This is a genomic window from Pararobbsia alpina, assembly GCF_902859895.1.
In the GTDB taxonomy this organism is placed as follows: Bacteria; Pseudomonadota; Gammaproteobacteria; order Burkholderiales; family Burkholderiaceae; genus Pararobbsia; species Pararobbsia alpina.
The window spans coordinates 337,428-350,970 of record NZ_CADIKM010000003.1; the positions used below are offsets into that span (position 1 = coordinate 337,428).

11 protein-coding genes are annotated in these 13,543 nt (G+C 58.8%); 9 read left to right on the plus strand and 2 right to left on the minus strand.

Annotated elements, in window-relative coordinates:
• Nucleotides 1–297: 297 nt before the first annotated feature.
• The 4 genes from HV670_RS05530 (at nt 298) to HV670_RS05545 (ending at nt 6,597) form a co-directional block, all read left to right on the plus strand.
• A complete protein-coding gene (locus tag HV670_RS05530) occupies nt 298–954 on the plus strand; it encodes a class I SAM-dependent methyltransferase (protein ID WP_217478364.1) in 657 nt (218 codons plus the stop codon).
• A gap of 38 nt (nt 955–992) precedes the next feature.
• Nucleotides 993–2,009, plus strand: a complete 1,017-nt coding sequence (locus tag HV670_RS05535) for a glycosyltransferase family 2 protein (protein WP_175103618.1) — start codon at nt 993–995, stop codon at nt 2,007–2,009.
• Nucleotides 2,010–2,483: 474 nt separating this feature from the next.
• Nucleotides 2,484–4,688: an OsmC domain/YcaO domain-containing protein gene (locus HV670_RS05540; protein ID WP_175103619.1), complete on the plus strand. Its 2,205-nt coding sequence runs from the start codon at nt 2,484–2,486 to the stop codon at nt 4,686–4,688.
• Between the two features lie 244 nt (nt 4,689–4,932).
• Nucleotides 4,933–6,597 carry an alpha-amylase family protein gene (locus tag HV670_RS05545; protein WP_175103620.1) on the plus strand — a complete coding sequence of 555 codons (1,665 nt, stop codon included), beginning with the start codon at nt 4,933–4,935 and terminating at the stop codon, nt 6,595–6,597.
• 78 nt (nt 6,598–6,675) lie between these two features.
• Here HV670_RS05545 and HV670_RS05550 read toward each other — a convergent pair whose 3' ends face one another.
• The gene (locus HV670_RS05550; protein ID WP_175103691.1) at nt 6,676–7,113 is read right to left on the minus strand and encodes a response regulator; all 438 of its coding nucleotides are present in this window, start codon (nt 7,111–7,113) and stop codon (nt 6,676–6,678) included.
• Between the two features lie 343 nt (nt 7,114–7,456).
• Between HV670_RS05550 and HV670_RS05555 the strand changes: the two genes are divergently transcribed.
• Together HV670_RS05555 and groL are read left to right on the plus strand one after the other, a co-directional pair.
• Nucleotides 7,457–7,747, plus strand: coding sequence for a co-chaperone GroES (locus HV670_RS05555; RefSeq protein WP_175103621.1), 291 nt, complete (start codon nt 7,457–7,459; stop codon nt 7,745–7,747).
• A 94-nt stretch (nt 7,748–7,841) separates the two neighbouring features.
• Nucleotides 7,842–9,482 carry a chaperonin GroEL gene (groL, locus tag HV670_RS05560; protein WP_175103622.1) on the plus strand — a complete coding sequence of 547 codons (1,641 nt, stop codon included), beginning with the start codon at nt 7,842–7,844 and terminating at the stop codon, nt 9,480–9,482.
• Nucleotides 9,483–9,812: 330 nt separating this feature from the next.
• Here the strand turns inward: groL and thiD are convergent, their stop codons facing one another.
• Entirely contained in the window at nt 9,813–10,697 is an 885-nt protein-coding gene (thiD, locus tag HV670_RS05565) for a bifunctional hydroxymethylpyrimidine kinase/phosphomethylpyrimidine kinase (RefSeq protein ID WP_175103623.1), read from the minus strand.
• A 269-nt stretch (nt 10,698–10,966) separates the two neighbouring features.
• Here thiD and HV670_RS05570 point away from each other — a divergent pair, with 269 nt between their 5' ends.
• The 3 genes from HV670_RS05570 (at nt 10,967) to HV670_RS05580 (ending at nt 13,416) form a co-directional block, all read left to right on the plus strand.
• The gene (locus HV670_RS05570) at nt 10,967–11,137 is read left to right on the plus strand and encodes a rubredoxin (RefSeq protein ID WP_175103624.1); all 171 of its coding nucleotides are present in this window, start codon (nt 10,967–10,969) and stop codon (nt 11,135–11,137) included.
• A gap of 32 nt (nt 11,138–11,169) precedes the next feature.
• On the plus strand, nt 11,170–12,576 hold the full coding sequence (locus HV670_RS05575) for a hypothetical protein (RefSeq protein WP_175103625.1): 1,407 nt from the start codon (nt 11,170–11,172) through the stop codon (nt 12,574–12,576).
• A 261-nt stretch (nt 12,577–12,837) separates the two neighbouring features.
• On the plus strand, nt 12,838–13,416 hold the full coding sequence (locus tag HV670_RS05580) for a YqgE/AlgH family protein (RefSeq protein WP_175103626.1): 579 nt from the start codon (nt 12,838–12,840) through the stop codon (nt 13,414–13,416).
• Nucleotides 13,417–13,543 lie beyond the last annotated feature (127 nt).

Sequence of the window (13,543 nt, forward strand, 5' to 3'; positions counted from 1 at the left end):
CGCGGGGCGTAGCAGCGGTTATGTAGATAATGAGAATCATTATCACACAGTTCCGGCGGACGCTCGACCTCGTCCCCCGCCTGCCTGAACGCGCAATAGCTGACGCCCGGCAGATCACTTCCGGTTGACGCCGTGGCCTTTGGGCCGTCGATCCATCAACGCGAAGACGGCCGCAGGCCAAGCCGGCGCGGTAACTGACCGTAAATCGGCGCGACCACTTGATATGGTAGACTCGCGGGGGTTTACGCGTCCTCCAGCAGCGTCCATCTTAAATTTCGGCAAAACAGGACTGGCCGAGTGAACGGGACCTATTCTGTGTTGTCCAGTAAATCGTTTCCGATCGGGCAAGACCCGGCACGTGTGAACACCACCGAAGGCGTTCACCTTGATTTGGGCTGTGGCACACGCCCACACAACCCGTATGGAAAATCGAAGGTCTACGGCGTCGATATACGGCCACTCTCCGTTGTGGGAGCAGTTGAAATCAAATGCGCCAATCTGGCTGTCGAAAAAATACCCTTCGACAGCAATCAGTTTGATTCGGTCTCGGCCTTCGATTTTCTGGAACACATACCAAGGATACTGTCGAGCGCCGACGGGAAGTCCACGATTAATCCATTCATCACCTTGATGAATGAAATTTGGCGCGTGCTCAAGCCTGACGGCCGATTCTATGCCCTGACGCCATGTTATCCATCCAAAGCCGCGTTCCAGGATCCCACCCACGTCAATATTCTGACGGAAACTTCCCATGAATATTTTACGGGCGCGGAACCGCTAGGGAGAATGTATGGATTCATTGGATCTTTCCGCGTGGTCAAAGCTGAATGGACGATACCGGAGCTGGTGCAAACTTCCACCAAACTGAGCTTTCGTCAGGAGGCGTCTAGAAAGCGTCGTGCAAAACGGGGAGCGCTTTCGTATTTCCTATGGGATTTTGAGGCTCAGAAATAGTTTTTCGAAAAGCATTCGTCAGATTCAGAGAGAATAAATTGAAACCGAAAGCCAGTCTTTTGCTTCTCACGTACAATCAAGAGTCCGTCATCAAAGAAGCGGCGCTTGCCTGTCTCAATCAAGACTATGAGTCACTTGAGATAATATTTTCAGATGACGCATCGACGGATGGCACTTTTTCGGTTCTGGAAAAAATCGCTGAATCCTACGAAGGCCCTCACAAAATAGTAGTGAGGCGAAACCGCAAGAATTGCGGAATCGGGGGGCACTATAACGAAGCCATTTCCGCGTCGACGGGCGACATCATAATAACGGCGGCAGGCGACGATATTTCTGAATCGACTCGAGTCCGCCAGTTGATCGAGGCCTGGGAGTCGGCCGGCAGAACGCCCGACTTGATATCCAGTCATTTTGTCATTATCGACAGCAACGGCCGGAAGTGGGACCGGGTACACACCCACGATCTTGGACGTGCGTCCTTGTCGACCTGGTCGAAGGAGCATCCGTTCACGGTCGGCGCGACTCATGCTTTTACCAGACGTCTAATTGACGAATACGGCCCGCTTGGTGCGGACGTCTGGTACGAAGATCCAGTCATTCTGCTTCGGGCCCTGATGAGCGGGGGAGCGATAACGGTACCGCAGCCTCTTGTGCAATACCGCGTGGGCGGCAGTTCGCAGCAGCCCGCTTTTGGATCGGCTTCGGCGTTAAAAAATTGGCATAGGACTCAGAGCAAGCGCATTCTGGCCGGCATCACGCAAATGCTAAGTGATGCATCGAAGAGGGGACATCACGGAGTCGTTCTGAATACGCTCTCGGACCAAAAGCGGAAAGAGGAATACATCTACTCGATGATCGCCGAGAAAACCGTGCTTGGCCGATTTAAGGTACTCATGGCGCGGCCGGACATTCCCGCCGGATGGAAAGCGCGAAAGCTCCTGACATTCAGTTTTCCAAGCTTTGCCGTCAACCTCAAGAAGGCAAAGAGCAAGCTCCGGCGTCCGCGCAAGTATATCGGCGATATCGATGTCTCCTTGCTCGACGGCACTTCGTAGGTGCGGCTCTTGATCGTCATGTCGTCCCGCCGTCCGATGGGCAAAACGTCGGGCGGCCGAAGCGAGCCGAGCTACAAGTCAAATGAGGGCGACGTCGCTGACACTGCCGTGAGGACCAGAAGGCAACGCCGCTTGCTGGCGAGTTCAGAGTAAGTGTCGAGATTCATTCAATTTTGAACGGGTCGTGTCGCCGGCACGAGGCTTTCCGGGTATGCTGCCCAATCAACTTTGAACCCTTGGTTCGCTTAAGTTTGAACTATCCGGAGCGTGGTGCGGTCCTCTCGATCGATAAATCAAGAATAGACAACGCTCCGCATTCTGGGGTGTTTTTCAGCAGAATCGACCCTCAAGGGACACCTCCGATTGCCTCGTTCCCTACCTGGATAACCGAAACAGCGATCTGCAACAGCAACTGCACTTGGCGACGCATAATAGCGGCTATGTGCTTTTTGAGCACCATTTTTAGGATTCCCCATGGAAATTAAAGTCAACTTTCTCGATAAGCTACGCCTTGAAGCCAAGTTCGATGACTTCACGGTAGTGGCCGACCAGCCTATTCGTTATAAGGGCGATGGCTCGGCGCCTGGTCCCTTTGATTATTTTCTGGCCTCATCGGCCTTGTGTGCAGCTTACTTTGTGAAGTTGTACTGCGTAACTCGAAATATTCCTACCGAAAATATCCGCCTGTCGCAGAATAATATTGTCGATCCGGAAAACCGGTACCAACAGATTTTCAAGATTCAGGTTGAGCTGCCGTCGGATATCCTGGAAGCAGACCGTCGGGGTATTTTGCGCTCTGTTGAGCGTTGTACGGTGAAAAAAGTGGTGCAAGCCGGACCCGAGTTTTTAATTGAAGAGGTAGAGACCTTGGATGCCGATGCTCAGTCGTTGTTGACGTTGAAGCCGGCTTCTGACTCCAGCACCTATATTGCGGGCAAGGATCTGCCGTTGGAGCAAACCATCGCCAATATGTCGGGCATTTTGGCGGATTTGGGCATGAAGATTGAAATCGCTTCGTGGCGCAATATCGTCCCCAATGTGTGGTCACTGCATATCCGCGATGCGCACTCGACGATGTGTTTTACCAATGGCAAGGGAGCGACCAAAGAAAGCGCCTTGGCGTCGGCGTTGGGAGAGTTTATCGAGCGCCTGAATTGCAACCATTTCTATGGCGGTGCGTTTTGGGGCGAAGACATCGCGAATGCGGCATTTGTACATTACCCGAACGAGCGCTGGTTCAAGCCGGGCCCTGAGGATGCGCTGCCGGCTGAAATTCTGGATGCGTACTGCCTGCAAATTTATAATCCCGATGGCGAGTTGTATGGCTCGCATCTGTACGACACCAACTCCGGCAATGTGCAGCGCGGTATCTGCTCGCTGCCGTATGTGCGGCAGTCGGACGGCGAAGTGGTGTATTTTCCGTCCAACCTGATCGAAAACCTGTTCGTCAGCAATGGCATGAGTGCCGGTAATACGCTGGCCGAAGCGCAGGTGCAATGCCTGTCCGAAATCTTCGAACGGGCGGTAAAACGTGAAATTTTGGAAGGTGAAATCGCATTGCCTGATGTGCCGCATGAAGTGCTGGCGAAATACCCCGGCATTCTGGCCGGGATTCAGGGGTTGGAAGAGCAGGGCTTTCCGGTGCTGGTAAAGGATGCGTCGCTGGGTGGGACCTACCCGGTGATGTGCGTCACATTGATGAACCCGCGGACAGGCGGTGTCTTTGCCTCGTTCGGCGCGCACCCAAGCTTCGAGGTGGCGCTGGAACGGAGTCTTACGGAATTGCTACAGGGGCGCAGTTTTGAAGGCCTGAACGATTTACCTCAGCCCACCTTTGTCAGTAACGCCGTGACTGAATCAAATAACTTTGTTGAGCACTTCATTGATTCCAGCGGTGTAGTGTCGTGGCGCTTTTTCAGCGCCAAAGCGAATTTCGAGTTTGTAGAGTGGGATTTTTCTGGCCAGGGTGAAAACTCCAATGCCGAGGAAGCCTCAACGTTGTTCGGAATTCTCGAAGACATGGGCAAAGAGGTGTACATGGCGGTGTATGACCAACTGGGCGCCGTAGCCTGCCGGATTTTAGTGCCCGACTATTCAGAAGTTTACCCGGTAGAGGATTTGATCTGGGATAACACAAACAAGGCGCTGTTGTTCCGCGCCGATATTTTGAACTTGCATCACCTGGACGATGCGGGCCTGGCAGCAATGCTTGGGCGGTTGGATAACAGTGAACTAGATGAGTACTCCGATATTGCCACTTTGATCGGCATCGAATTTGACGAGAATACGGACTGGGGGCAGCTAACAGTTCTCGAGTTGAAGCTGCTGATCCATCTCGCCCTGAAGCAATTTGAGGCAGCGCAAGAGCTGGTGGGAGCCTTCCTGCAGTACAACGACAACACGGTCGAGCGCGGATTGTTTTACCAAGCCTTGAATGTGGTGCTGGAGGTGCTGCTCGATGAGGACCTGGAACTGGACGATTACGCGGTGAACTTCCGTCGGATGTTTGGCAACGCTCGGATGGACGCGGTAATGGGGTCAGTGGACGGCAGCGTGCGCTTCTATGGCTTAACGCCAACGAGTATGAAACTGGAGGGTCTCGATCGGCATCACCGCCTGATCGACAGTTACAAAAAATTGCATGAGGCGCGGGCCTATGCGGTGGCTATAGCGAGTTAGGGTGACGAGCCACGGCTGGCTGGCCGTTCGGTGAGGCTCGATAGGAACGTATTCATGACTTGGGCCTTCCGGAAAGAATCGGCCTTTCATACTAGGCGCTGAACGGACCCTTTGCGAGCTGAAACGCCGCGTCTTGAAACGGAGCGCGGGTACACTTGGTAGATCACGCCTTGCTGCCACCAGCTCAGTGCTGTCATCGTCTCTCCGGGCGGAGCATCGAACCAGTCCACCACATTCATTGCGCATGTTAAACGACCTCTGGTACAAAAACGCGATCGTCTACTGCCTGTCGGTGGGCACCTACATGGATGCGAATGGCGACGGCGTCGGCGATTTTCAGGGCTTGGTGCGCCGGCTCGACTACCTGCAGGGCCTCGGCATCACGGCGCTCTGGCTGATGCCGTTTCAGCCTTCGCCGTGCCGCGACAACGGCTACGACATTTCCGATTACTACAACGTCGATCCCCGCTATGGCACCCTCGGCGACTTTGCCGAGTTCACGCACGCGTGCCGGCAACGCGGCCTGCGGGTGATGATCGATCTGGTGGTGAACCACACGTCCGATCAGCACGCGTGGTTTCAGAGCGCGCGCCGCGACCCGGAGTCGAAGTATCGCGACTGGTACGTGTGGTCGAAGAAGAAGCCCGCGAACGCGACAGATGGCATTGTGTTCCCCGGCGTGCAGAAATCCACCTGGACTTTCGACAAGGAAGCGGGCCTCTGGTATTTCCACCGCTTCTACGACTTCCAGCCCGACCTGACCACGGCGAACCCGCACGTTCAGGCGGAATTGCTGAAGATCATGGGCTTTTGGATCCAGCTCGGGGTATCAGGTTTTCGTATGGACGCCGTGCCCTTCGTGATCGCGACAAAAGGCCCACAGGTGCTGCAGCCCGTCGAGCAGTACGACATGCTGCGTACGTTCCGCGAGTTCCTGCAATGGCGTAAGGGCGATGCGATCATCCTCGCCGAAGCAAACGTTCTGCCCGACACCGACATGCAGTATTTCGGCGACGAGGGCGAGCGTCTGCAGATGATGTTCAACTTTCAGGTCAATCAGGCCACGTTCTACACGATGGCGAGCGCCGACACTGCACCGCTCAGGAAGGCGCTTCGCGTAACGAAGCAGCGCCCGGCGACAGCGCAATGGGGCGTGTTCCTGCGCAATCACGACGAACTCGACCTGGGACGTCTCACGCCGGAGCAGCGCGACACCGTATTCGCCGCATTCGGCCCGACGCCTGACATGCAACTCTACGAGCGTGGCATTCGCCGAAGGCTCGCGCCGATGCTCGACGGCGACCGGCGTCGCCTCGAACTCGCCTATAGCGTGATGCTCACGTCGCCGGGAACGCCGCTCTTTCGTTACGGCGACGAGATCGGCATGGGTGACGATCTACGCCTGCCGGAGCGCGAATGCGCGCGCACGCCGATGCAGTGGTCGACCGAGCCGCACGGCGGTTTCACGAAGCATCCAAAGCCGGTCGCACGGGTCATTTCAGGCGGCCCATACGGCTTTGAACGCGTGAACGTCGCGAGCCAGCGCCGCGATCCAGATTCGCTGCTGAACTGGATGGAACGCCTGATCCGCATGCGCCGCGAAGTGCCGGAGATCAGCTGGGGCGATTTTTCGATCCTGCGGATATCGCGCAAGGACGTGCTCGGCTTGCGCTACGACTGGCGCAATAACTCGGTGGTATGTCTGCATAACTTCAGCGCGGTCGCGTGCACGGTCAGTTTCAAAGCCGGGGCAGGCGATCCAGGTGACGCGCGGCTCGTCAACCTGCTCTCCGATGAACACAGTGAGGCCGATGCAACCGGACGGCATACGGTGGTGCTCGAGCCCTATGGCTATCGCTGGTATCGCGTGGGAGGTCTCGACTATCTGCTCAAACGCAGCGAGGTCTAGGATGCCGTCGGTGTGCCAGGTCCGCACGCAAAGTGATGCCACTCTCGCTGCGCCCGATGTACGCCCGCAACGCATCGCTCACGGCGCATTTTTGGCAGGTGTGCGCCTGCTGCGACATGACTCAATTAACGCATCAAGTTGTTCGAGATTGGCTGGCTTGACCAGGTGACAATCGAAACCAGCCTGCTGGCACCGCTCGGCATGCTGTTCCCCTCCATACCCGCTCACCGCGATGACGACAGCATCGGCCAGTGCTGGCATCGTACGTAACCGCTGTACGACCTCATAGCCGTCCATTCCGGGCAGGCCAATGTCGAGCAGTACCCCGTCGGGGGCAAAAATTCTCTGCGGCCTGCAACGCGGCTGGTGATCACAGGTTTGGATCGCAGCTCTACAACTATGCGCTGATGTCGATACATGAGGTCCTTCGCAGGGTATACGCCGACTGTGAAGAACTGGGGCGAGGAAGCTTTGCGTGTGGGGCAGCGTTTTGGCGGCAAGATTGCGCGACTTGATTTGTTGAACCCTGCGACTTTTTCAGCCGTGAACACTTTCCTGTGCTTTTGGTTGAAGTGCTGGCACTCAGAGACAATGGGCTAGCTAAGCTGCTGATAACACGAGAATTGCTCCGCCTAAGTCCATCTGTGCCGACGCTGGCAGTTCAGACTTGAGTGAACCGAGTTCAAAGTTGAGAGAATCTCGACAACTCGGACCGGCCCCCTTGAATTCCGCCCTGCCGGTCCCTATACTTAGCACTCGTTAGCCGAGAGTGCTAACACACCCGGTTTCCGGCATCCCGCCGTTTTGGCTGGCTTGCCCAATCCAGCGTTTCAAGTATCGAACTCATAGAGGAGTGTGTATGAACCTTCGTCCGTTGCACGATCGTGTCATCGTCAAGCGCGTGGACCAAGAAACGAAGACCGCCTCGGGCATCGTTATCCCGGAAGCGGCTGCTGAAAAGCCGGACCAGGGCGAAATCCTGGCCGTCGGTCCCGGCAAGCGCGACGACAAGGGCGCCCCGATCGCGCTCGACGTCAAAGTCGGCGACCGCATCCTGTTCGGCAAGTACGCTGGCCAGACCGTCAAGGTCGATGGCAACGAACTGCTCGTGATGCGCGAAGAAGACATCATGGCCGTGCTGGTCAAGTAAGCATCCCTGCCTACTTTCTAGATCGCATGGCAAGAGTGTCCACGTAAGCGGGCACTCGCTTCATTCCTGATTGATAAGATTCAAGGAGCCACAAATGGCAGCTAAAGACGTCGTGTTTGGCGACATCGCTCGCGCGAAGATGGTCGAAGGCGTAAACATTCTCGCCAACGCCGTGAAGGTCACGCTGGGCCCGAAGGGTCGCAACGTGGTGCTGGAACGTAGCTTCGGCGGCCCGACGGTCACGAAGGACGGTGTGTCCGTCGCGAAGGAAATCGAACTGGAAGATAAGCTCCAGAACATGGGCGCGCAGATGGTCAAGGAAGTGGCCTCGCGCACCAGCGACAACGCCGGTGACGGCACGACGACGGCGACGGTGCTCGCACAGTCAATCGTCCGCGAAGGCATGAAGTACGTCGCATCGGGCATGAACCCGATGGACCTGAAGCGTGGTATCGACAAGGCTGTCTCCGCTGCGGTCGAAGAACTCAAGACGATCAGCAAGCCCTGCACGACGACCAAGGAAATCGCGCAAGTCGGCTCGATCTCGGCCAACAGCGATTCGTCGATCGGCGATCGTATCGCTGAAGCGATGGACAAGGTCGGCAAGGAAGGCGTGATCACGGTCGAAGACGGCAAGTCGCTGGCCGACGAGCTCGACGTCGTGGAAGGCATGCAGTTCGACCGCGGCTATCTGTCGCCGTATTTCATCAACAACCCGGACAAGCAAGTCTCGGTTCTGGAATCGCCGTTCGTGCTGCTGCACGACAAGAAGATCTCGAACATTCGCGATCTGCTGCCGATCCTCGAACAAGTCGCGAAGGCTGGCCGTCCGCTGCTGATCATCGCTGAAGACGTCGAAGGCGAAGCGCTGGCTACGCTGGTGGTCAACAACATCCGCGGCATCCTGAAGACCACGGCTGTCAAGGCTCCGGGCTTCGGCGACCGTCGCAAGGCGATGCTCGAAGACATCGCGATCCTGACCGGCGGCCAAGTGATCGCTGAAGAAACCGGCCTGACGCTCGAAAAGGCTACCCTGGCTGAACTGGGCCAGGCAATCCGCATCGAAGTGGGCAAGGAAAACACGACGATCATCGACGGCAAGGGCGAAAGCAAGACGATCGAAGCTCGCGTCAAGCAAATCCGCACGCAGATCGAAGAAGCGACGTCGGACTACGACCGTGAAAAGCTGCAGGAACGTGTCGCCAAGCTGGCTGGCGGCGTTGCAGTGATCAAGGTTGGCGCTGCGACCGAAGTCGAAATGAAGGAAAAGAAGGCACGTGTCGAAGACGCACTGCACGCCACGCGCGCAGCAGTCGAAGAAGGCATCGTTCCTGGTGGCGGCGTCGCGCTGATCCGCGCTCGTGCAGCAGTGGCCAAGGTCAAGGGTCTGAACGCAGACCAAGACGCTGGTATCAAGATCGTGCTGCGCGCGATGGAAGAGCCGCTGCGTCAGATCGTCGCGAACGGCGGTGAAGAAGCCAGCGTCGTGGTGGCTGCAGTTGTCGCTGGCAAGGGCAACTATGGCTACAACGCGGCAACGAGCGAGTACGGCGACCTGGTGGAAGCCGGTGTGGTCGACCCGACGAAGGTCACGCGTACGGCGCTGCAGAACGCAGCTTCGGTCGCAGGCCTGCTGCTGACGACCGACTGCGCTGTTGCTGAACTGCCGAAGAAAGACGCTCCTGCTGGCGGCGGTATGCCGGGCGGCATGGGCGGCATGGGCATGGACATGTAATTGGCGCGAGCCAATTAGAGGTCTGAAGGCAGGGCCGAAGGCACACGCTGAAAGCCCTGTCTGGAAGCGAGGCAACTCGCTTTCGCCTTTGCAAGCCTCGATGGCCGGCAACGGTCATCGAATTCAGAACCCCACGTTGTTCGGAGCGTGGGGTTTTGTGCTTTTGGCTGAGGGTATGGCCGATGCTTGTCCAACATCGGCCCGGATCGCGTTTCTGATTTCAGGCCGTGGTTTAGCGGTGCGAACCACGGCTCAAGGATGCTCGACCAGCGTCCATACCGATGTGTGTACGCAGCACGCTACGCCACGCCCGTGGGCACGGCATATCGATCAATGCAATGCGTCGCCCAAGCCGAGATCGCGCTCGGTCGCACGGATATCCGGCTCGTCGCTGCCGTCCTCATCCTTTGCGTCGTCGGCCTTCGCCCAGAAGAAACGGTCCGGCACATAGCCCCCCATGCCGGGGCGAAACGCGTTCTTGCTCGCCTGGAACAGATACTCCTGCGCTTCGCGTACCGCCTCGGGGGCTTCGATGCCGTTCGCGAGCAGCGCGCAGACGGCCGCCGACAGAGTGTCGTTGACGCCGAGCACGCGGTGCGGGGTACGCTCCCACGCGTCCTGGCGGATCTGGCCGTCCTCGCCGTAGAGCGTGTTGATCATCCGGTGCGTCGATGTATCCGTGGCGAGCACATACTCGCAGCCATGCGTCAGCAAGTGGCCGATCGCGTCGTCGAGCGATGGCGCATCGGCATCGCCATCAGGCTGGGCAAGCTGGAGAATCGCCGTGCTATCGGCCACCAGCAAGGTGGTCTGCGGCGCGAGCAGTTCGGCGATCGACTCGCGCAGTTCGTCCGCCGCGAGCACATGCTCGTCGTCCATCGTGAAGTCGGGCGCGAGGATCAGGGGGATATCGTCGTAGTCGGCGACGACCTCGGCGATCGCGCTCGCGATTTCCGCGCGCAGCGTCGCACCGATCTTGAAGGCCGCCACCGGCATGTCTTCGAGGAGCATGCGGGCCTGGTTGGCGACGGTGTCCGGGTCGAGCGCCGTCACTTCGTCGACGCCTGCCGAATCGCGCACTGCATAGCCCGTCAAAACGGTCACGCCGTGGCAACCCATGCTGGCGAGCGTGAGCAGATCAGCCTGGATGCCGGAAGCAGAAGTCGGATCGGACACGCCGAAACAAAGAACGATCGGCGGGGAGTCGCTGGCCATGGAATGTTCGTTTCAATTCAATAAGAGGCCATTCTGCCTCGGGCGGTATGCTAGGCAGCCCTTCGGCAAACCGGTAACATCAAGTTTTCTCATTGTAACGGATCGCTTCCCCCGGCGATCCGACTAATCATGCCAGGCTGCGGGGGCTGACGGCGTGGTGCGAGAGGGCTCGCACCGACGAACCCCGGGCCAGGTCAATCGCGCTGGACTTGCACAGTTGCGAGTCCGCTGCGTGTTTTTGGACGCGATACTAGGACGCGACAACAGGAATGGAATATAAGAGCTGGATGTGCCTCATCTGCGGCTGGATCTACGATGAAGAAGCCGGGCTGCCGGAGGAGGGCATTGCGCCTGGAACGCGTTGGGAAGACGTGCCGGTGAACTGGACTTGCCCAGAATGCGGCGCGCGCAAGGAAGACTTTGAGATGGTGCAAATCTAAACCCCGCTGCACCGACGGATGACTCGCTGCTCATGCGGATGGATGCTAACTCGATCAGGGCCGAAATCGGTTTCAATCCGCTCGGTGGCGCATTACCCGATGCCGAACACGCGCTGGCGGATGCCCGTGCGGCATTTCGCTCGGGAGCCGACCCGTTCAGTGGCATCCATCGTGCCAAAGCGGCGCTGCGCACCGCGGGCTGGCTGTCTGCCGTACTGTATGCCGAGGCACTGGACGCGTGCAGTCGGATCGCGCATATCCAGTCTCCCCTCTTTGATGGCGCGCTGAACGATCTTGCCTATGCGGTCGGCCGGCGCAATCTGCCGGCGCTGGCGCGCTCACCCATCTTGTTCGAACGCTATCGCGCGCTGCGTATTGCGGCGGAGGGCGACGGCGTGCACGTGGCCTATGATGAGTTTTCGCTCGCTGGCCGCACGGTGCCGCACGCGCATTTCGCCCACGTGACCGCGGCCGACCTGCGGGCGGTGCGTACCCGCTACGAGACCGCCTTGCTCGGCGCTTTGCGCGGCGGCGCGGACGCGCGGATACGGGAGTCGGCGCTGATTGAACTCGAGTGGTGCACATCGGCGCTGTCGAGCAACGAACCCCTCGACCTGTGGCGGCTCGCGAGCGCCTGCATACGGATACTGCGTGAGAACGGCATGCGTTTGCCGGATGACCGGCGCCTGCTCGCCGGTTTCAATATGCTTCTGGCCGAACAGGCGGGCGGGGCGACGGTCGCGCCGCCCGCGCTCGTGCGCAGCGCTGTTGCGCTGCTTTGGCGCGAGACATCCGTGCAGGCTGTCGGGACACGCGGCCAACCCATCGAGCATGAGGACTTGCTGCGCGACTACGGCCTTTGCGTCGGTACGCCGCCGTCCCATGGCGATTCGCCCGAGACATTGTGGGAACAGTTTGCGGCCAAGGCCGAACTCGATGCACGGGTATCGCGCGGCATGAGCGGCGCCGCGCTCGAAGTCGATCGCACACGCTATATTGGTCCGCTCGTGGTGGCAGCCGGGGCCTATGAGGATTTTCTGGCGACTGCGGATGCCTCGATGGCTGCACTCAGTGAGCGCCGGGCACCACGAATCGTCGATTCGGTCAGCGCGGCGCAGGCATCCGATGCCGCCTGCCGGATGGCGACTGCGTCCGCGGTACTGGGGCTCGGCCAGGTCGGCTTGCTGGCCGATGCGCTCGCGCTCGGGTGGCGGATCCGGGCGCGACAGTTGGCGGACATGCACGGAGCGACGGCCGGCTTCTTACCTGGGGGCGCGACTGCCGATACCACCGATGCCATCGCCGAAGCCACCGACGCGGCCTTGTCGACCGGGACCGATGCCTTGCGTGCGGCGCTCTATCGAATCGCCGCGGGGATCCCGCCGCTACCCTTCGACAGGTCGTTGGCTGCTTTGAACAAATTGATCGAAGCAGCCTGATTTCGCGCACACTACTCGCGATGGTCATTCGCGCCCGATTGTAAGCATAGTGTCACTCGCATTGATTTGCCGCATTGCAGCATCGAGAGCCGGCGGCAACGGAGCTAGAATTTTCGTGTCGAAGACGAAAGCGCGTGCCACCCTCTGGCAGCGGCAGTGCGTGATAAAGTGCAGCATGATTGCATGCATGCAAATCTCGCCTGAACCGTGCCAGTTCAAAGGTGGATTCGGACATGTCGTCTGTTTGCTAAAATCTAGATTATGTCCAAGACCTCCGAACGCATCAATTTAACCAATCAGTTCCTGATCGCGATGCCAAGCATGGCTGATCCGACTTTCTCAGGAACTGTGGTCTACGTGTGCGACCACAGCGAGGGCGGCGCGCTCGGGCTGGTGATCAATCGGCCCACCGATATCGATCTGCAGTCGCTGTTCAATCGTATTGACCTCAAACTCGAAATCGAGCCGCTGCTGCATCTGCCCGTCTATTTCGGCGGTCCGGTCCAGACGGAACGGGGCTTCGTGCTCCATGAGCCGATCGAGGGCACGACTTATACCTCGTCGATGTCCGTTCCCGGCGGCCTCGAAATGACCACGTCGAAGGACGTGCTCGAAGCCGTCGCGAGCGGCACCGGTCCGACCCGTTTTCTGCTGACTCTCGGCCACGCGGGCTGGGGCGCGGGCCAGCTCGAGGAAGAACTCTCGAAAAACGGCTGGCTCTCCGTGCAGGCCGATCCGGCGGTGATTTTCGACGTGCCGGCCGAAGACCGCCTGGCCGCAGCGCTTTCCTTGCTCGGTATCAGCCAGTCGATGTTGTCGGGCGAAGCAGGTCATGCATAAGCGCGGCGCTCCTGGCCGGAATATGCCGGGGCTGGGCGCGCTCCGGCGCGGCGTTGAGCACGACAATGAGCACGGTAACAAGCGTCGCCCGGTGACGGCTTCAGCCGCCGCTGCTCCGAGAGGATAC

Bases quoted from the DNA above. Each gene is read 5' to 3' on its own strand.
- HV670_RS05540 (WP_175103619.1), top strand. From the start codon at position 2,484: ATGGAAATTAAAGTCAACTTTCTCGATAAGCTACGCCTTGAAGCCAAG.
- HV670_RS05545 (WP_175103620.1), top strand. From the start codon at position 4,933: ATGTTAAACGACCTCTGGTACAAAAACGCGATCGTCTACTGCCTGTCG.
- HV670_RS05555 (WP_175103621.1), top strand. From the start codon at position 7,457: ATGAACCTTCGTCCGTTGCACGATCGTGTCATCGTCAAGCGCGTGGAC.
- groL (WP_175103622.1), top strand. From the start codon at position 7,842: ATGGCAGCTAAAGACGTCGTGTTTGGCGACATCGCTCGCGCGAAGATG.
- thiD (WP_175103623.1), bottom strand. From the start codon at position 10,697: ATGGCCAGCGACTCCCCGCCGATCGTTCTTTGTTTCGGCGTGTCCGAT.
- HV670_RS05570 (WP_175103624.1), top strand. From the start codon at position 10,967: ATGGAATATAAGAGCTGGATGTGCCTCATCTGCGGCTGGATCTACGAT.
- HV670_RS05575 (WP_175103625.1), top strand. From the start codon at position 11,170: ATGCGGATGGATGCTAACTCGATCAGGGCCGAAATCGGTTTCAATCCG.
- HV670_RS05580 (WP_175103626.1), top strand. From the start codon at position 12,838: ATGTCCAAGACCTCCGAACGCATCAATTTAACCAATCAGTTCCTGATC.